The following is a 19,219-nucleotide window of genomic DNA, read 5'->3' as shown; positions in this document are numbered from 1 at the left end:
TATTAGCAACATCTTTTTTTAATTGTCTTTTGTTATTTTAAGTTTATCATCTACAATATCAACTATAACGCTACCACCTGTGGAAAGTTCTCCAAACAGCACTTCATCTACAAAATATGTCTTTATTTCTTGTTGAACTACTCTATTGATTTCTCTAGCACCATAAGCCTCTGAAAAACCTTTTTTACTTAACCAAGCATATAAATTATCTGTGACCTTCAATTTTATATTTTTGGTTAAAAGCTTTTCTTCAAATTGTTTCATTGCCTTTTTTGCTATTTGCTTAGCCATATCTTCATCAATTTTATTAAATTGGATTATGTTATCCAATCTATTTCTAAATTCAGGAGAAAAAACTCGTTCCACTTCTTTAGTAATTGCTCCACCTGTCCCTATTCTGTCTCCAAATCCAATTACATGTTTGCTAGCTTCCCTTGCTCCTGCATTAGACGTCATTATTAAAATTACATTTCTAAAATCCGCCTTTTTACCAGTGTTATCTGTAAGTGTTGCATAATCCATAACTTGTAATAACACATTAAATATATCAGAGTGAGCTTTTTCAATCTCATCTAGTAATAAAACGCAATAAGGATTCTTTTTAATGGCCTCTATTAACATTCCACCCTCTTCATAACCTACATATCCTGGTGGTGCACCTATAAGCCTTGCTACGGTGTGTTTCTCTTGATATTCACTCATATCAAATCTAATAAGTGGGATAGCCAAACTCTTTGATAGTTGCTTGCTTATTTCTGTCTTTCCAACTCCTGTAGGACCCACGAAAAGAAGGGATGCTATTGGTTTATCATCTTCATTAAAACCTGCTCTAGACCTCTTTATTGCCCTTACTAACGTGTCTATAGCATCACTTTGTCCGAAAACTTGTTTTTTTAAATTAATATCTAAATTTTTTAATGTATCTGATTCATTATTTGACACACTTTGCTCTGGAATTTTTGCAATAGTTGCTACTATTTTTTCCACTGCATGTACAGTAATAATAATATTTTCTTCATTATCTCCAGCATAAAGCCTTGCATAAGCACCTGCTTCATCCATAATATCTATAGCTTTATCTGGAAGAAATCTATCCTTTATATACTTGCTAGATAATTCTACTGCAGTTTTTAAGGCTTCATCACTGTACGTTACCTTATGGTAAGTTTCATATTTATCCTTGAGTCCCATAAGAATATCGATTGTATCATCAATGGAAGGTTCTGGCACTTCAATCTTTTGAAATCTTCTAGCTAATGCACTATCTTTTTCAAAATGTTTTTTATATTCATCATAAGTAGTTGATCCAATAAATCTTACTTTACCGTCCGCAAGAAATGGTTTTAAAATGTTAGAAGCGTCCATTGACCCTCCTGAAACTGCACCTGCTCCAACTATAGTATGAATTTCATCTATATACACTATTGGTTTTTCTTGTTTACTAATTTCTTTTAAAACTTTTTTAATGCGTTCTTCAAAATCACCTCTATATTTGGTACCTGCAATAAGCGCCCCCATATCCAAATAATATATCTTACTACCTTGCAATAACTTGGGCACTTTATTTTCCACAATTAGTTGTGCAAGCCCCTGAGTGATAGCAGTTTTACCCACCCCAGGTTCCCCTACATGCACTGGGTTATTCTTAAGCCTCCTGCATAATACCTGTAATGTTCTTTGCAGAATATCTTGCCTACCAATAAGTGGATCCATTTCTTCCATGGTCACCTTTTGTGTTAACTCCACAGTATATTTACTTAAAAAATCTCCTTTATCATCAGGATTATCCATTTCCTCGTCATATGTGTATTGTATATCGTCGTCGCCATCTGTAAATTCACCTGGCTCCTCTCCCTCATGGTTTGTTTCAGGCGTAAATTCAAAAGTATCTTCGACAGATATACCATGAGCTATATAATTAAGAAGATCCCTCCTTTTCATTTGCTGTTCCCGCAAAAAATAAGAAGCAAAACTTTCCTCATCATCATACATTGCTACAATCACATCGCCTATCTTAACTAGTTCTTTGCCAGAGAGCATAACGTGATCTGCAGCTGTTGATAAAATAGTCTGAATTCCAATAGTTTGAATTGGCTCAGTATCTTCTACAACATCTATATTTTCCTTTAAAAATTTGGTTATCTGATTTTTAAGTCTTTTTATATTACCACCACTATTTTCTACTATATCAATTCCCTCTTCAAAAAATAGAGAAGCGTAAAGAATATGTTCTGGGGTAAAATATTCATGATTTGACATTTGAGCCTCATTATAAGCTGCAGTAATAATCTCATTTACTATATTATCTAATTGCATAATTACTCCTCTTCTAAGGTTAATTTCAGTGGAAATCCACTTTCCTCACACATCTTCATAGCTTGGTTGATTTTCGTTATCCCTACGTCATAGCTGTATATACCTGCGGTGCCACTTCCTTTTTTATGAACATCAAACATAATCTTTGTAGCTTCAACCACCTGTTTTTTAAAAACTCCAACTAAAACCTGAACAACGAATTCCATACTTGTATAGTCATCATTATGAATGATGACCATATACATACTAGGTTTTTTAATCTTAATTTCTATTTTTTCTTTAATACTAATTTCCTCACTAAAGGTTCTTTTTTCTGACATAATTAACACCCTCACTGTTTACATTAAAATTTAGATTTAAGCATTTCCAAACAAATAGCTAGAAAGTCTGTTAGTCTATTTTATTTTCTATTCTTTACTTAAGGACTATTATATCCTACTTATTTATATATTACTGCATTTACTTATATTAATTCAACTATTCTACGTATTTATCTTTCATATCTATAATTTAAAATATACTGATATTTCAAATTACCTTTTCATTATTTCATACATAATAGATAAGGATACTTTTTAAAAGCGATAAAGAGGGGCTGCCCCTTCAAATGATTTATCTATCATTTTGTGAGACAACCCCTTTTTTATATTTATTATCTTATATCTATTTTAAGTATTAATAAACTTTTATTGCAATTTCATTTTAGTTATTTCTTTATAGTAAGTAATGCTTCCAACTTCATCATCAGTAATTAAACCATCTACAAGGAGTATATTATCAATATCCACCATTTTAAAAGCTTTAGTTTTTTGATTAAACGCATCACAAATCTTAAGGCTTAAATTTTTTTCTTTTTTATCACCAGTCTTGATTAAGAATAGTACATTTTCATCTATACCGGAAAGATCTTTAAAGTTATTAAAATCTTCATTTACAAGTAATGACTTAATAACATCTTTTCTTAAATCTTTTTTTATAATTGCTATAGTATCATCATGTTTGATGAGATATTCTGAAATAAAACCCACTAATTCCTGTTTTGATTGAAATAATTGTGTATTTGACATTTATATAACCTCCTGAATTAATATAATAAATCATTTATTTATATATATACATTATAATGTATTAAAATTCATTAGTCAATAGTCTATACCAATAATTTCACAAAGTCTAAACCCACTGTTTTTGTTGTATTTATTCATAAATAGTTTAAAATATGTTTTTATGATTTTCTTTATACTTATATTCCGTTGAATAAATATTCATGTATATGTATATTTTGTATTGATACTTGAATTTTTATGCTATAAAACTAACAGTCAAGTATTAAAAAATATTATCCCTTAGACTTGTTGATTAAATAAAGTATCGCTTCTAATACTCCCCCTGCAATACTTCTCGCCTTATCAGAAATGGTATAACAATTTATATTTTCCGTTGCCCTTGGATCAATATCTGCAATTTTAAATCCTTTAGTTACAAAGCTTCCACTCCGTATAATTCCTCTTAACAGTCCTGATATTGTTGCTTTTACTTCGTTATCCCCTATATATGCTATTACCTCATCTTTTTTAACAACATCACCAATACCAAGAACATTCTTCATTACTCCACTTGAGGTTGAATGTATAACTCTTTCTTTAGAATAACCCATGATATTTCCCGGGATTCCTGTATTTTTTGCTGCTTCTCCATTAAAAATCAATCTACCCAAATTATGACCTCTAGTAGTCTCAATTACAATATCTACATCATATCCTGCTGAAAACCCAGGGCCAAGAGCAATAGTAATGCCAGCCATATCCTTTGTTGTTCCCATGTTTTTCTTAGCAATAATAGCATCAACCACAATTTTAGGGTTTAACTCTTTAATGTATTTACCTTCTGCATCTATAATTACTGGAACCTTCCTATTACTCCAGGCATTTTCTATTTCACTAATCGAGTATACGTGTAACGCTCTAATTCCTTCTATTTCTACCTCACTCTCGTAAATAGCTTCACTAAAAGAAACACTTCGTCTTATTGCAGTAGGTTCTGGTACTTCTAAAACTAATACCCTAAATCCACTTCTATATAATTTTTGAATTGTAGCAGATGCTAAATCTCCTCCACCACGTACAATGACAATATCATTAAACATATCCATTATTCTCCTCTAGTCTTAGAATATACTCATAATTTTCATTAGTATCAATATCAAATAATTTAGTACTATCATATATCTCTACAAATTTAACTTTATCTAAGTTTTTATTTATTATTATTTTACCTCCAACATCCCCCTCCAGTTTCAATAAATCCTCTTTAAAAATGGATGGAAATATCACAGGGTTACCTAGTCTGCCATCACATCTTGGAACAATTATATAATTAGTATTTTCTCTAAATTTTTGAATTAATTCATTTATAGTATCTATATCTAAAAAGGGTTGATCCGCAGTAAAAAACATATATCCATCAGTTAACGTTGAATTCTTTACACCCAATTTAACAGATTCACTTATTCCTTTAACTGCGTTTTCATTAACAATAACCTTTAAATCATTTTTATAACCAATCTTTATTATTTCCTCTTCTCTTGCTACAATTATCACTTCCTGAAAACCACATTTTTTAATAATATCAATAGTATGCTGAATTAGTGAAATAGACCGTAATTTTAAGAGAAGCTTATTTTTTCCCATTCTCCTTGAATAACCTGCCGCAAGTATTATGGCACTTATCATAACTATTTCCCCTACTCTCATTCTTAACTAGATATAACTTTTCTAACATATAGTTAAATCTATGTAAGTAAAATATCAATTAATTACTTGTAATATATATTAGTTTTTAAACTTCCAATAACCACAATACTAGGTAATTTATTTCCTTTTAAGGTTATTTTGTTAACTAATAAGTTAGCTGATGCAAAATCATCGGGCCCATTTACCTTATTTATAAATAATATTTTTTCTCCGAGCGCTCCCTTAAACAACCCTAAAGGATTTATAACTAGATTTAATAAGTGTTCTAATGTAACAGCTTCTCCATATTTTCCTCCAGTTATTTCACTAAATATCTCACTTCTATGAATGTTATCCTCATTGATTAAAATACCTTTTGATTGTATATCTATAATCCCTAAGGTTTTCGTAGTTTTTCCGTATAGAATTGGCTCAAATTCATTCCATCCCTTTAATTGTTTTTCCTTTGCTCCATCTGCTTCTATTAGTATATAGTCAAAATATGGGGTTAGCCCTTCTAATTCTTTTGTTGTAAGTCCTAGTATTTTATTATCCTCATTTATTCCTAGTCCTAAAACATAAATCCCATTATCCTTCATCTTAGAATATTTTATAAAATGATCTTTATTAGTACATATAAAATCATACTTATGCAGTGGTGGAATATATATCTTAGTTGTTGTGGTAACTAAAACCTTATTATTTACCCTTAATTCCTCTGCAAGTTTAAACATCATTGTAGTTTTACCACCAGCACCAACTATAGACAAAATATCCTTTTTCTTAAGTTCAATATAATCGCTTAGCTTCATAATATCACTTATCTTTTCTACTATATGGTGTATTTACACTGTAAGGTGTATTTACACTGTAAGGTGTATTTACAAGAGGTAACTTTGTTCTAAACTCTCCATCATAATTATAATACGCACCAGCAACAGCTGGAGCAGTAGGAATTGAACATATCTCTCCTATTCCTTTTGCCCCATAAGCAAGATTAGTATTCCCCCTACCTAATATAATAGATTCTATTTTTGGTATATCTCCTATTTTAAATAATCCCAGTGTCCCAAATTTTGCAGTTGGTATGCTATTTTTTAGTGGATAATTTTCTGTAAGTGCATACCCAAGGCTCATAACTACTCCACCTTCAATTTGACCCTCAATATTTCTAGGATTTATTGGAGTTCCAACATCATGAACTGCAATAACCTTTGATAATTTGCCATCATCATTTAAAATAACAACATGAGTTGCATAACCATAAGCAACATGACTTACAGGATTTTGTTTAACTGAACTCATCTTATCAGTTATACCGCTAAATTCTCCATAAAATTCTTGACCATCTAGATTTTCTAATGTTTGGTAAGTTAACGTATCAAGAAGTCTTCTAGCTGCCACTTTTGTTGCCTCACCTGTGAATAAGGTTTGACGGGAAGCTGTTGTATTTCCAGAATCAGGGCAAGTAGAAGTATCTGGTGCCCCATATTCAACCATGTCTGATGAAATATTAAGTGTTTCACAAACTATTTGCGTTAAAATAGTTCCAAGTCCCTGTCCAATACAAGCTGCACTGCTATGAATATATACTTTTCCATTCTCTACAATTAATTTGCAACGTCCAATATCCGGAAGCCCAACCCCAAGGCCAGTATTTTTTATAGCACAAGCTATCCCTGCTTTTGGATTTTGCTCACATATTTCTCTCACTGCGTCCAATGTTTCCACAATAGATGTTGACGGATCTGCGATTTGACCATTAGGAAGCACCTCACCAGGCCTAATTGCATTTCTATATCTTATTTCAAAAGGTGTTATTGAAGCCAAATGCGCAAGCTGGTTTAAGTTACTTTCTATAGCAAAGCAGCTCTGCGTTACCCCAAAACCTCTAAATGCACCAGCAGGTGGATTATTTGTGTATACTGCTTTTCCTACAATATCAATATTATTATAACTATAAGGGCCTGCAGCATGGGTACAAGCTCTTTGGAGTACTGGTCCACCCAGTGATGCATAGGCACCTGTATCAGCAATTATAATAGCTTTCATAGCAGTCAAATATCCAAATTCATCACAAGCAGTTGTCATCTCTATCTCCATAGCATGGCGTTTTGGGTGTACCATTATACTTTCCTTGCGGCTTAGTGCAACCTTCACGGGTTTGTTTGATAAATAAGCAAGAATTGATGCATGGTGTTGAACGCTCATATCTTCTTTTCCACCAAACCCACCACCAACTATCTTGCTTATAACTCTTACCTTACTTTGATCTAGACCTATTGCTTGCGAACATTCCTTCCTTGTTTGATAAATTCCTTGGTCCGCACAATATATAATTATTCCACCATCACCGTCAGGCACGGCAACTGCTGTTTCTGTTTCTAAAAAAGCATGTTCAGTAAACGGTGTATTATATTTGTTTGTTACTTTATATTTAGAATTTTTAATGTATTTGTCCGCATCACCAAATACCAAGTGTTCAGTTGTAAGGATATTACCACTTGAATGGATTTTTGGAGCATCTTCCCTTAGCGATTCTTCTGGACATGTTATAGGTGTCAATTCCTCAAACTCAATTTGGACTAAAGCTTTAGCCTCTTCTAGTATTTCTTTAGTTTCTGCTGCTATTAGCACTATAGCATCCCCAATGCAGTGAGTTATTTCTCCTTCTGGTACTAATACATCCCAATCTTTAAAAATGTGCCCAACCTTTTGATTTCCCGGAAGCTGATCCGCTGTAATTACAACATAAACTCCTTGCAAATTCTTAGCTTTGTCAACATCTATTTTTTTAATTAAGGCACGTGGATATTTTGTTCTAACAGCTCCACCATAAATCATACCTTCTATTCGCATATCATCCACATATTCTGCTGTGCCGAGAACTTTACCCATAGCATCAATCCTATTTAGATTTTCTCCAACAAGACCTTTGCAAGTACATTTAGGCACTTGAGTATTTTCTCTTAATAATTTAGACGCAAGCTTAACAGCATCTATTATTTTCACATATCCTGTGCAGCGACATATATTTCCTTTAAGTGCATTTTTAATTTCATCCTCTGTTGGATTTTCTACCTTATCAATTAATCCCTTTGAACTTATAACCATTCCCGGAGTACAAAACCCGCACTGAACTGCACCTGCCTCCATAAACGCATGCCCATACACATCTTTTTCTCGGCTTGACAGTCCTTCAACCGTTATAATATTTTTGCCCGCAAGTTTACTTGTTTTCAACACACATGCTTTTTTAGCAACGCCGTCGACTAAAACCATACATGTTCCGCAGGCGCCTTCAGAGCACCCATTTTTAACTGATGTTAAATTCAATTCTTCTCTTAAAAAAGTAATTAGTTTTACATCTGCCTTTGATTGAACTTTATTTCCATTTACAACAAAGCTAAACATTCTGGCCACCCCGTTTTATATATTTTCCACAATTTTCTTTTATAATATTTCCATCCGCTACAACCTGTGTTCCTCTTAGAAAAACATGTCTGGCATATCCTTTAGTTTTAAAACCTTCGAAAGGTGTATAATCTACATTTTGTTTTTGATTATCTTTAGATATAATTCCCTTAATCCTTGGATCAAATACAACTATATCTGCATCACTTCCAACTTGCAGTACTCCTTTCCTAGGATACATTCCAAAAATTCTTGATGTATTTTCGCTAAGCAAAGCGCACATTTGCTCTTTAGTTATTTTGCCACTATCAACTCCATAGGTATACATAAGTATTGGTCTATGCTGCACCCCTGGCATACCATTTGGTATTTTACTAAAATCATTTATTCCATGGTCTTTTTGACCTTTAAAATTAAAACTACAATGATCTGTGCCAATTGTATCTATAACATCCCCGGATAAGGCTTTCCATAATGTTTCTATATCTTCTTTTTTTCTTAAAGGTGGTGATAAAACATATTTAGCACTCTCGAAATCCTTTGATAAATATAAACTATCATCTAAGAGCAGATATTGAGGACATGTTTCTACATATATCTTTTGCCCTTTTTTTCTTGCGCTTATTACTACTTCTAATGATTCTTTAGTACTTAGATGTACAATATATATAGGAGCATCAGCTATTTTTGCTATATCAATAAACCTTGATACAGCTTCGGCTTCAACAATATTAGGTCTTGATAATGGATGAGCTGCCGGGGTGACATTTCCAATACTCAGTTGTTCTTTTATCAAAGTATTTACAAGGTCACCATTTTCACAATGAACGGCAAGAATGCCATTATACTTTTTAAGTGCCTTTAACATATCATATATTTCTCCATCATTAAGACGCAAATTATCATAAGCCATATATGCTTTAAATGATGTTATTCCCTGCTCTTTCATTATCTTAAGTTCATTTTTTATATCGTCATTCCACTGAGTTATTGCCATATGAAATCCATAATCACAACTTGAAATATCTTTGGCTAAATTAAACCAATTTTTTAGGGCTTGACTTAAAGTTTCGCCTTTATTTTGAGTTGCAAAGTCTAAAATTGTTGTAGTTCCACCTACGATAGCTGCAGCAGTCCCTGTTTTGAAATTATCTGCAGTTCTAGTGTATCCTGTATCCAAATCAAAGTGAGTATGTGAATCAATAAATCCTGGGAATATTAGACACCCCGTTGCATCTATAATTAAAGCTTTATCATTTTCCAAATTTTCGCCAATATCCTTTATTAACTCTTCTTCAACTTTGATATCAGAAATATAGCTCCTTCTTGGAGTTACAATAGTTCCATTTTTTATAATAATTGACATACAATCACCTCACCAATTTTTAAATAATATAATTATAATTTGAAATTACCGCCAAAATCATATTTTCAATGTCTTCAGGTATTCCTGAATTACTTTCTTTAAGATTAACGTTTATTTCTTTGCCGTCTAATCTGACTTTCACAATTTTTTCATCTTTGTTAATTATTAAAAACCCACTGTTTTGACTCTCTTTAAAATCCTCTTCTGAGTTGTACAATGTAAATTTTTGTTTATATGGTGCGCTATCATACGGACAGAACATTTCACAGTTTCCACATTCATTACATATTTTATCTAAATGAATTATTTGATGTTTTTCATTATCTTTTATTTTTATAGTTACATTTGCGCGATTAGGGCATACCCCTACGCAGTTTTCACATATTCTTGTACGCTGATTGCTATCTGTTAGACTTGGCGCACTAAAACAATTTGTTAATGTTACTTTTCTATTTATTTTGGCCCTCGTAATTGCTTTTTCAGACTTTATATAATAAATATCTTTTACTGATTTATCTTTAAGTTCTCTTAATTTCTGATTATCCATACTGTATTTATTGTCATATTCTAACTTCTCTAATTTTTTAGCAATTTGAATACATCTCTGATATCCGCCAACTTTTAAAAGTGTTGATGCTATAGTTATAGGCCATATACCTGTTTCAAATATATTAGCTATGTTTAAAATGTCAGCCCCTCCTGAATATGATATTTTTAGTTTTCCATCAAATTCTTTTGAAAGTTTATAGGCAAGCGCTATCGCTATAGGATAGAGAGCTTTCCCCGACATATACATCTCATCGCCTGGTAACTCAGCATTTTTAATCTGAACAGGGACTGTATTTGTAAGTTTTACACCAAATGACAGACCTTTTTCTTTTGCTAAATCTTGTAAATCTCTAAACATAGAAACGGCATCAGTAAATTGCAAGTCATCCTTAAAGTGACTATCATCAAATGATACATATTCATATCCCATTTGGTCCAAGGTTTTACGTACAAATTCATAACCTAATAATGTAGGGTTACATTTTACATAGGTATTTAGTCCTTTTTCATTTATTAAATAAGTTGCGACGCTCTTAATTTCTTGTGATGGACATCCATGCATTGTTGATAATGTTATAGATTTACATACATTAGGTGATATTCCCTCAACATATTCACTATCTATGTTTTCAAATTTGTCTATGTTTTGCAGAATATATTCTTTGCATTCTTTCCATATGTTGCTCTTAGATGCATCTTTAAGACCCATAATAAATTCATCTATTTTAGGTGAGGAAATTCCTTTAAAATCATATCCTACGCTCATATTAAATATAAATCCATCGGGACTTCCTAGCTTAAGTTCTTTTGATAATATTTTTAAAGCAAACCAAGCCTTAACGTACTCATCATATGCTTCTGTTACTGTAAGTTCAGTTGACCACTCTATGTTATAACACTCGTCCTCTGCTCTTATACATGGTTTTTGCACAACTAGATCTTCACCATCCAGAGTTTGTACTGTTTTTAATTCAAAAAATCTGCATCCAGAAACATATGCTGCTATAATATTTTGCGTTAGTTGCGTATGAGGCCCAGCAGCAGGTCCAAAAGGTGTTTCAATTTTTTCTCCAAATATTTCAAGAACTTTATCGTCCTGCTTTTTATAAAATTGTTTTACCCCAAATATTTTCCCATATTTTTTATTTTCTTCAAGAACCCACGCCATTAATTTTTCAAATGGAATAGGTTTCATTCTGTCACCCATGTGAAATACCCCCCTCTTTTTTATAATATTTATATATTTATTTTATTCCATAATTCTTTTGATAATTCTCTTGACTTTGCCATTATTTTTCCATTATCAACTCCTATTATTTCTCGGTCCTTCATAAGAATTTTACCATTTATAATTGTAGTTGTTACACATCTTCCGTTAATTCCAAATAAAATATGAGAATTTACATTACTTTCATTTAATGGGGTTAGAGGATCATATTCAACTACTATAATATCAGCATAAGCCCCTTTTTTTATAACTCCAAGCGGTTTTTCAAAGAATCTATTAGCTATCTTTGCGTTATTCTCAAATGTCATTAAAGGCACTTCACCCCATCCAACAGATGGGTTACAGTTATGATGTTTCTGCAATATATTTGCAACCTTCATTGATTCAAACATGTCACTTGTATATCCATCAGTTCCAAGTCCTAAAGTTATTCCTTTTTTAACAAGTTCAAGAACTGGTGTACATCCTACGGCATTACCCATATTAGATTCTGGATTGTGAACAACCATTGTATTCGTTCGTTTTAACAAATCCATCTCACCATTATTAATGTGTATACAATGAACAGCAATAGTTTTTTCTCCTAAAATATCAAAATCAAATAAACGATTTACTATTCTTTTATTATATTTTTTTAGCGAATCATATACGTCATCTATACCTTCTGCTGTATGTACATGATACCCAGCATCATATGGCATATTACCTGTGCAATACTCTAGTGTTTCATTACTTAAAGTGAATGACGCATGAAGTCCCATCATACCCTTTTGCATATCTGAGGAATCATTTTTAGCTTCTTTCATAAAATCAACATTCTCATTTACAGCTTGTCTCATTTTGTCTTCTCCATCTCTATCAGAAACTTCATAACATAAAGATGAGCGAATTCCAAGCTTTTTAGCAACACCAGCTATTTGAAATAAGCTTCCATTTATACTACCATAGCTTGCATGATGATCAAAAACCGTTGTAACACCATTTCTTATACAATCTAGGAAGGTTGCATATGCACTATATTTCACATCTTCCAGGGTTAATAATCTATCTAACTTCCACCACATTCCAGTGAGAATATCTAAAAAGTTTTTAGGGTTATTTCCAATAATTGAAAGGCCACGAGCAAATGCACTATATACGTGATGATGAGTATTTATCATTCCTGGCATAATTAAACCTTTTTTAGCATCTACAAACTGCGCGAACCTGTGTTTTTTCTTCATTTGCTCTGTAGTTCCCATGTCAACTATAATATTAGCATCAATACATACACACCCATCCTCAATGAATGTATTGTCCTCATCTCTAGTCAATAACTTCCCATTGCCTATTAGAATCATAAAATGCCCCCTATAATATATTTTTAAAATAACTTGGAATTAATTCATTATTTTTACTATTCTAAATTTATTCTATCATTATCTTCTATTTTATTCAATTTGTTTTATTAATTTTTTTGTAAGTTTAAAATTTTTTTGTATATTTCATTGATTTATGAAAAATACATTGATATACTGAATTTATAAAATATTCACAAAATTTTAATGAGTTATAAACTCATATATTTATTATAAAAGTGATAGAGAGGTTTATTATGGATATTAATAGTAATTTAGATTTTTTAAAAAATTTAGCGAAGGGCATTTCATCTCAATTTGGGAGAAATTGCGAAGTTGTTATACATGACTTATCTTCTGGCAACCCGGACTACCCAATTCTATTTATTGAGAACGGAGATGTCACTAAGAGGACAACCGGCACTAGTAGCGCTTCACGTGTTGTTTTGAAAGCTTTGAAAGATAATTCTAATGAAGTTGAAGATAATTTAAACTATATTACAAAAACTCATGATGGTAGGGTTTTAAAATCAAGTACTATATATATAAGAAATGACGAAAATATTCCTATTGGTATATTTGCCATAAACTATGATATTACAGAACTCACTATAGCTAGTAATTGCATAGAATCTTTAATTAGTCATAAAGAAAATATTTACGATGGTAATAAAATCCCTCAGAACGTAAATCAACTTCTAGATGATTTATTAGAGGAATCTATAAAAAGAGTAAATAAACCGGTTGCACTTATGACTAAAGAAGAAAAAATAAATGCTATTCAATTTCTTAATGATGCTGGCGCTTTCTTAATTACCAAGGCTGGTGATAAAATTGCAAGTTTTTTCGGAATTTCAAAATATTCAATTTACAATTATGTAGATATAAAAAAATAAACTTTTGGAGGTTTTGTTATGAATAAAATAAAATGGGTTCCAAATGAACTCCCTAAAAATGATAATAAAATGTTAAATGTAATGTCCCTGGAAAAAGTTAATAAGGCGTCTTCTTTTCATAAAAGTTTTCCGCAGTATTCAAAGACACCCTTAGCTAAACTTGATAATATGGCTAAATTGCTTGGAATTAAAAATCTTTATGTAAAAGATGAATCTTATAGATTTGGATTAAATGCTTTTAAGGTTTTAGGTGGTTCTTTTGCAATAGGATGTTACATAGCAAAGAAATTAGGCAGAGATATATCAGAGCTTCCGTATGGTGTTATTTCGTCTAAAGAACTTCTTAAAGAATTCGGACAAACAACATTTTTTACAGCAACTGATGGAAATCATGGTCGTGGACTCGCCTGGGCCGCTAACAAATTAAATCAAAAATCTGTTGTCTTTATGCCAAAAGGCTCATCAGAAACAAGACTTAAAAACATTCAAAGGGAAAATGCCACAGCTACAATAGAAGATGTAAACTATGATAAATGTGTCCGCATCGCAATAGCCGAATCCGCTAAAGTTCCAAATTCTGTAGTTGTTCAAGACACTGCTTGGGAAGGTTACGAAGAAATACCATCTTGGATTATGCAAGGTTATGGAACAATGGCAATGGAGGCCAATGAGCAACTACACGCGGGTAATTGCGATGCCCCAACTCACATATTCATCCAGGCAGGTGTCGGTTCTCTTGCTGGAGCAGTTCAAGGATATTTTAGAAATGCTTATCCAAAGAACCCTCCAATAGTTACTATAGTTGAACCCAATAAGGCCGATTGTATATTCAGGTCAGCAGCTGCTAAAGACGGGAATATAAGGATTGTAACTGATGATATGCAAACCATCATGGCAGGCCTTGCATGTGGAGAACCAAATACAATATCATGGGACATTTTGAAAAACAATAGTTCATTTTTTATATCTTGCCCAGATAATGTTTCCGCTAAAGGAATGAGACTACTTGCTGCACCTATAAAGGGAGATCCTACAGTTACTTCTGGTGAATCTGGCGCTGTAACAATGGGTGTTCTCTATAATATTATGAAAAATTATGAATTAAAGGATTTAAAAGAGGCATTAAAACTTAATGAAGATTCAAAAGTACTCTTGTTTTCAACAGAGGGAGATACTGACCCAGATGTATATCGCAGTATTGTATGGGATGGTAATTATTCATCATCATAAAAATATATAAATGAGTTAAGAATTAAATATTTATTCAAATAGAGGAGGAATAACAATGGATTTTAAGGGTATTAAGGCAAAATCAGAAAGTTATAAAACTGCAATGACAAAATTCTTACGTGACTTAATTGCTATCCCTGGCGAAAGCTGTGGAGAAGAAGGTGTTGTTAAAAGAATAAAGCAAGAAATGATTTCTCTTGGTTTTGACAAGGTAGAAATTGATCCACAGGGAAATATCTTAGGTTATGTTGGAACAGGTAAAACTCTTATAGCATATGACGCTCATATTGACACTGTTGGTCTTGGGGAGCTCGGCAACTGGACATTTGATCCTTATATAGGTTTTGAAACTGAGGAAGAAATTGGTGGACGTGGTACGTCTGACCAACTTGGTGGTATCGTATCAGCAGTATACGGCGCTAAGATAATGAAAGATCTTGGCATGTTAAGCGAAGACTACACAGCTCTCGTAGTTGGATCAGTACAGGAAGAGGACTGTGACGGAAACTGCTGGCTACACATCATAGAGCAAGGCGAAATCAAACCTGAATTCGTTGTAAGCACAGAGCCAACTGATAGCGGTATCTATAGGGGACATAGAGGACGTATGGAGATCCGTGTTGATGTTAAGGGTGTTTCCTGCCACGGTTCAGCCCCAGAAAGAGGAGACAACGCAATCTACAAAATGGCTGAAATATTAATAGATATCAAAAACCTTAACACAAATGATGCTGCTGATTCTACGCAAATCAAAGGTCTCGCAAAAATGTTAGATAAAAAATATAATTCTAAATTCGAAGAAGCTAAATTCTTAGGACGTGGTACTGTAACTACATCTGAAATATTCTTTACTTCACCAAGCCGTTGTGCAGTAGCTGATTCTTGCTCAGTTTCATTAGATCGTCGTATGACATCTGGAGAAACCTTTGAAAGTTGCTTAGAAGAAATTCGTCAACTTCCAGCTGCTAAAAAATACAATGCTAAAGTTACTATGTATAAATATGACAAAAAAAGCTGGACTGGACTTTCATACCCTCAGGATTGCTACTTCCCTACATGGGTTATTCCTGAAGATCATGCTGTTGTTAAGTCAATGGAAGAATCATACAAAGGAATGTTCGGCGCGACAAGAAGCGGCTCTGCGAGCACTGATGAAATGAGAAAAGCTCGTCCGCTTACTGATAAATGGACATTCTCAACAAACGGTGTTGCTATAATGGGTCGTCATGGAATACCATGCATAGGATTCGGACCTGGTGCAGAATCTCAGGCACATGCCCCAAATGAAAAAACTTGGAAGGCAGACCTAGTTAAATGTGCTGCTGTATACGCTGCTCTCCCAACAATATATTGCAAAAATAAATAATACTTAATATAAAGGGGTGTTTAAAAAATGGCTTTAATGGATAAATACATCAACAAACTTAACACACTAGATTTTAAAAACATGTATAATAATGATTTTCTTCTTACCTGGGAAAAATCAAAGGATGAACTAGAGTCAGTGTTCACAGTTGCCGAAGCGCTTAAAAAATTAAGAGTAAATAACATATCATCAAAGATTTTTGATAGTGGCCTTGGAATTTCACTGTTTCGTGACAATTCAACTCGTACAAGATTTAGTTTTACTTCTGCTTGCAACCTACTTGGACTTGAAGTTCAAGATCTTGATGAAGGTAAATCTCAGGTTGCTCATGGTGAAACAGTAAGAGAAACTGCTAACATGATTTCTTTCATGGCAGATGTTATAGGTATCCGCGATGATATGTATATAGGAAAAGGTAATTCTTATATGAGAGAAGTATCTAAAGCCGTACAAGAAGGTAAAGAAGAAGGAACTCTAGAGCAACGTCCAACCCTTGTTAGTTTGCAATGTGATATAGATCATCCTACTCAATGCATGGCTGATTTTCTCCATCTTATTAATGAATTTGGTGGGATTGAAAATTTAAAAGGTAAAAAAATTGCTATGTCATGGGCATATTCTCCATCTTATGGTAAGCCATTATCAGTTCCCCAAGGAATAATAGGACTTTTAACCCGTTTTGGTATGGACGTTGTTCTTGCACATCCAGAAGGTTACGAAGTTATGAGTGATATTGAAGAGCTTGCAATAAAAAATGCAACAGAATCTGGTGGTTCCTTTAGAAAAACAAATTCTATGGAAGAAGCCTTTAAAGATGCCGACATAGTTTACCCTAAGAGCTGGGCACCTTTTATTGCTATGGAAAAGAGAACAGATTTATATGGCAAAGGTGACGATACTGGTATAAAAACACTTGAAAAGGAACTCCTTACCCAAAATGCTGAGCATAAAGATTGGCAGTGCACGGAGGAACTTATGAAAACAACAAAAGACGGAAAAGCACTTTATCTTCATTGCCTTCCAGCGGATATCTCTGGAGTTAACTGCGAGGTTGGAGAAGTTGATGCCTCCGTATTTGATAATTATCGCAAACCACTTTACAAACAAGCTAGTTATAAACCGTACACGATAGCTGCTATGATTTTCTTAAGCAAAATTAAAAATCCACAAGGAGTATTAGCAACCCTTGAAAAATGCAATATTAGACGTGAAATAAAATAACATTCTAAATTTATTTCACTTAATAAAAGTCTATATAATGCTAAATTTGCATAGGCTTTATTACTAAAAATTAAATTAATTAAAGAAAGGATAGTATTATGAAAAAAAGAATTGTAATCGCATTAGGTGGTAATGCTCTTGGTAGCAATTTAAAAGAACAAATGACAGCTGTAAAATCCACTGCTAAGGCTATAGTTGATCTTATAGAAGATGGTAATGATGTTGTTTTATCTCATGGAAACGGACCTCAGGTAGGTATGATTAATATTGCTATGAATGAGCTTCATAAAAATAATCCTAAATACTCAAAATGTCCTATGTCTGTCTGCGTTGCAATGAGTCAAGCTTATATTGGTTACGATTTACAAAATGCACTAAGAGAAGAACTGCTTAATCGTAATATTAATAAAAATGTTTCAACTGTAATAACACAAGTTGAAGTGGATATCACAGATAAAGCCTTTAAACACCCTACAAAACCTATTGGAAGTTTCATGTCAAAGGAAGAAGCTGATAAATGCATAAATAATGGTGAGCATGTAATTGAAGACTCTGGTCGTGGTTATAGGGTAGTTATTGCTTCCCCAAAACCAGTAGGAATTGTTGAAATTGAAACCATAAAATCTTTGGTGAGTATTGGTCAAGTTGTTATCGCCTGTGGTGGTGGTGGTATACCTGTTATAAAAGAAGGTAATCACCTAAGAGGTGTAAGTGCTGTCATTGATAAAGATTTTGCCAGTTGCATACTTGCAAAAGAACTTGATGCAGATTGCCTTATCATTTTAACCGCCGTAGAAAAAGTTGCTATAAACTTTGGTAAATCAGATGAAAAATGGCTTGATAATATTACTGTTGATAAAGCTAAACAATATGTTAAAGAAGGTCACTTTGCACCTGGTTCAATGCTTCCTAAAGTAGAAGCTGCAATGGATTTTGCCTCTTCAAAAGAAGGAAGATATTCACTTATAACCCTACTTGATAAAGCTATGGATGGTATATCAGGTAAAACAGGCACTATTATAAAATAAGGCGGTGTTTTAATGAATGAATTCATGAAAATAGCTATAGATGAAGCTTTATCTGGAATGAAAGGAAATGATGGTGGTCCTTTCGGTGCTGTTATTGTACGGAATGGTGAGATTATAAGTACCGCTCATAATGAAGTGGTTAAGACAAATGATCCTACTGCCCATGCTGAGGTTACTGCCATTAGAAAAGCTTCAAGTCTACTTGGCAGATTTGATTTATCAGATTGCGTAATATACTCCTCTTGTGAACCTTGTCCTATGTGTTTTGCAGCAATTCATTGGGCAAAAATAAAAACACTTTATTATGGTTCAACAAGGAAAGATGCTGCAAACATTGATTTTGATGATCAATATATTTATGATGTAATTTGCGGAGTTGCAAAAGAACTCCAAGTTGAGGTGCTACAAGTTGATAGGGAAGAGAGCCTAGAGCCTTTTAAAAAATGGAAAAGTAAAATAGATAGAGTACAATATTAGGTTATAAAAAAGCACTTCCGTTTAATTCACCTCTCAGTACCTGTAAACTGGTCGAGGAG

The 19,219-nt window shown here is 33.0% G+C and carries 16 protein-coding genes; 6 read left to right on the top strand and 10 right to left on the bottom strand.

What is annotated here, in order from left to right; genetic code table 11:
* Nucleotides 1–18: 18 nt before the first annotated feature.
* The 10 genes from clpA to ssnA form a co-directional block, all read right to left on the bottom strand.
* Nucleotides 19–2,316, bottom strand: a complete 2,298-nt coding sequence (gene clpA, locus VIM70_RS18140) for an ATP-dependent Clp protease ATP-binding subunit ClpA (protein WP_331947193.1) — start codon at nt 2,314–2,316, stop codon at nt 19–21.
* A gap of 2 nt (nt 2,317–2,318) precedes the next feature.
* On the bottom strand, nt 2,319–2,636 hold the full coding sequence (locus VIM70_RS18135; protein ID WP_331947192.1) for an ATP-dependent Clp protease adaptor ClpS: 318 nt from the start codon (nt 2,634–2,636) through the stop codon (nt 2,319–2,321).
* 366 nt (nt 2,637–3,002) lie between these two features.
* Nucleotides 3,003–3,383: a hypothetical protein gene (locus tag VIM70_RS18130; RefSeq protein ID WP_331947191.1), complete on the bottom strand. Its 381-nt coding sequence runs from the start codon at nt 3,381–3,383 to the stop codon at nt 3,003–3,005.
* Nucleotides 3,384–3,655: 272 nt separating this feature from the next.
* Entirely contained in the window at nt 3,656–4,462 is an 807-nt protein-coding gene (yqeB, locus tag VIM70_RS18125; RefSeq protein ID WP_331947190.1) for a selenium-dependent molybdenum cofactor biosynthesis protein YqeB, read from the bottom strand.
* Complete coding sequence (gene mocA, locus VIM70_RS18120) at nt 4,455–5,048, bottom strand: molybdenum cofactor cytidylyltransferase (RefSeq protein WP_331947189.1); 594 nt, start codon at nt 5,046–5,048, stop codon at nt 4,455–4,457. The genes yqeB and mocA overlap by 8 nt, the downstream gene beginning before the upstream one ends.
* Nucleotides 5,049–5,131: 83 nt before the next feature.
* Nucleotides 5,132–5,860 (bottom strand): selenium cofactor biosynthesis protein YqeC, encoded by a 729-nt coding sequence (yqeC, locus tag VIM70_RS18115; RefSeq protein ID WP_331947188.1) that lies wholly within the window; start codon nt 5,858–5,860, stop codon nt 5,132–5,134.
* Between the two features lie 4 nt (nt 5,861–5,864).
* On the bottom strand, nt 5,865–8,462 hold the full coding sequence (xdh, locus tag VIM70_RS18110; RefSeq protein WP_331947187.1) for a selenium-dependent xanthine dehydrogenase: 2,598 nt from the start codon (nt 8,460–8,462) through the stop codon (nt 5,865–5,867).
* On the bottom strand, nt 8,455–9,828 hold the full coding sequence (hydA, locus tag VIM70_RS18105) for a dihydropyrimidinase (RefSeq protein WP_331947186.1): 1,374 nt from the start codon (nt 9,826–9,828) through the stop codon (nt 8,455–8,457). Before hydA ends, xdh begins: the two co-directional genes overlap by 8 nt.
* A 19-nt stretch (nt 9,829–9,847) precedes the next feature.
* The gene (locus VIM70_RS18100) at nt 9,848–11,584 is read right to left on the bottom strand and encodes a selenate reductase (RefSeq protein ID WP_331947185.1); all 1,737 of its coding nucleotides are present in this window, start codon (nt 11,582–11,584) and stop codon (nt 9,848–9,850) included.
* Nucleotides 11,585–11,613: 29 nt separating this feature from the next.
* The gene (gene ssnA, locus VIM70_RS18095) at nt 11,614–12,945 is read right to left on the bottom strand and encodes a putative aminohydrolase SsnA (RefSeq protein WP_331947184.1); all 1,332 of its coding nucleotides are present in this window, start codon (nt 12,943–12,945) and stop codon (nt 11,614–11,616) included.
* A 254-nt stretch (nt 12,946–13,199) separates the two neighbouring features.
* Between ssnA and VIM70_RS18090 the strand changes: the two genes are divergently transcribed.
* The 6 genes from VIM70_RS18090 to VIM70_RS18065 all read left to right on the top strand — a co-directional run bounded on the left by VIM70_RS18090 (nt 13,200) and on the right by VIM70_RS18065 (nt 19,160).
* On the top strand, nt 13,200–13,838 hold the full coding sequence (locus tag VIM70_RS18090; protein WP_331947183.1) for a helix-turn-helix transcriptional regulator: 639 nt from the start codon (nt 13,200–13,202) through the stop codon (nt 13,836–13,838).
* Between the two features lie 18 nt (nt 13,839–13,856).
* Entirely contained in the window at nt 13,857–15,068 is a 1,212-nt protein-coding gene (dpaL, locus tag VIM70_RS18085; protein ID WP_331947182.1) for a diaminopropionate ammonia-lyase, read from the top strand.
* Nucleotides 15,069–15,123: 55 nt separating this feature from the next.
* A complete protein-coding gene (locus VIM70_RS18080) occupies nt 15,124–16,434 on the top strand; it encodes a YgeY family selenium metabolism-linked hydrolase (protein ID WP_331947181.1) in 1,311 nt (436 codons plus the stop codon).
* A 27-nt stretch (nt 16,435–16,461) separates the two neighbouring features.
* Nucleotides 16,462–17,655: a knotted carbamoyltransferase YgeW gene (gene ygeW / locus VIM70_RS18075; protein ID WP_331947180.1), complete on the top strand. Its 1,194-nt coding sequence runs from the start codon at nt 16,462–16,464 to the stop codon at nt 17,653–17,655.
* 98 nt (nt 17,656–17,753) lie between these two features.
* Entirely contained in the window at nt 17,754–18,683 is a 930-nt protein-coding gene (gene arcC / locus VIM70_RS18070) for a carbamate kinase (RefSeq protein WP_331947179.1), read from the top strand.
* Between the two features lie 12 nt (nt 18,684–18,695).
* Nucleotides 18,696–19,160 (top strand): nucleoside deaminase, encoded by a 465-nt coding sequence (locus VIM70_RS18065; protein ID WP_331947178.1) that lies wholly within the window; start codon nt 18,696–18,698, stop codon nt 19,158–19,160.
* The last annotated feature ends 59 nt before the right edge of the window (nt 19,161–19,219 follow it).

The sequence above is a fragment of the Clostridium sp. genome (assembly GCF_036569345.1).
Classification (GTDB): Bacteria; Bacillota; Clostridia; order Clostridiales; family Clostridiaceae; genus Clostridium_AD.
This window is presented reverse-complemented; position numbering and strand designations above follow the sequence as displayed.

What these genes read in the sequence shown, in the direction of transcription:
- VIM70_RS18080 (WP_331947181.1), top strand. Translation starts at nt 15,124, where the DNA reads ATGGATTTTAAGGGTATTAAGGCAAAATCAGAAAGTTATAAAACTGCA.
- yqeB (WP_331947190.1), bottom strand. Translation starts at nt 4,462, where the DNA reads ATGTTTAATGATATTGTCATTGTACGTGGTGGAGGAGATTTAGCATCT.
- clpA (WP_331947193.1), bottom strand. Translation starts at nt 2,316, where the DNA reads ATGCAATTAGATAATATAGTAAATGAGATTATTACTGCAGCTTATAAT.
- mocA (WP_331947189.1), bottom strand. Translation starts at nt 5,048, where the DNA reads ATGATAAGTGCCATAATACTTGCGGCAGGTTATTCAAGGAGAATGGGA.
- ygeW (WP_331947180.1), top strand. Translation starts at nt 16,462, where the DNA reads ATGGCTTTAATGGATAAATACATCAACAAACTTAACACACTAGATTTT.
- VIM70_RS18130 (WP_331947191.1), bottom strand. Translation starts at nt 3,383, where the DNA reads ATGTCAAATACACAATTATTTCAATCAAAACAGGAATTAGTGGGTTTT.
- VIM70_RS18090 (WP_331947183.1), top strand. Translation starts at nt 13,200, where the DNA reads ATGGATATTAATAGTAATTTAGATTTTTTAAAAAATTTAGCGAAGGGC.
- hydA (WP_331947186.1), bottom strand. Translation starts at nt 9,828, where the DNA reads ATGTCAATTATTATAAAAAATGGAACTATTGTAACTCCAAGAAGGAGC.
- VIM70_RS18065 (WP_331947178.1), top strand. Translation starts at nt 18,696, where the DNA reads ATGAATGAATTCATGAAAATAGCTATAGATGAAGCTTTATCTGGAATG.
- yqeC (WP_331947188.1), bottom strand. Translation starts at nt 5,860, where the DNA reads ATGAAGCTAAGCGATTATATTGAACTTAAGAAAAAGGATATTTTGTCT.
- dpaL (WP_331947182.1), top strand. Translation starts at nt 13,857, where the DNA reads ATGAATAAAATAAAATGGGTTCCAAATGAACTCCCTAAAAATGATAAT.
- xdh (WP_331947187.1), bottom strand. Translation starts at nt 8,462, where the DNA reads ATGTTTAGCTTTGTTGTAAATGGAAATAAAGTTCAATCAAAGGCAGAT.
- arcC (WP_331947179.1), top strand. Translation starts at nt 17,754, where the DNA reads ATGAAAAAAAGAATTGTAATCGCATTAGGTGGTAATGCTCTTGGTAGC.
- VIM70_RS18100 (WP_331947185.1), bottom strand. Translation starts at nt 11,584, where the DNA reads ATGGGTGACAGAATGAAACCTATTCCATTTGAAAAATTAATGGCGTGG.
- ssnA (WP_331947184.1), bottom strand. Translation starts at nt 12,945, where the DNA reads ATGATTCTAATAGGCAATGGGAAGTTATTGACTAGAGATGAGGACAAT.
- VIM70_RS18135 (WP_331947192.1), bottom strand. Translation starts at nt 2,636, where the DNA reads ATGTCAGAAAAAAGAACCTTTAGTGAGGAAATTAGTATTAAAGAAAAA.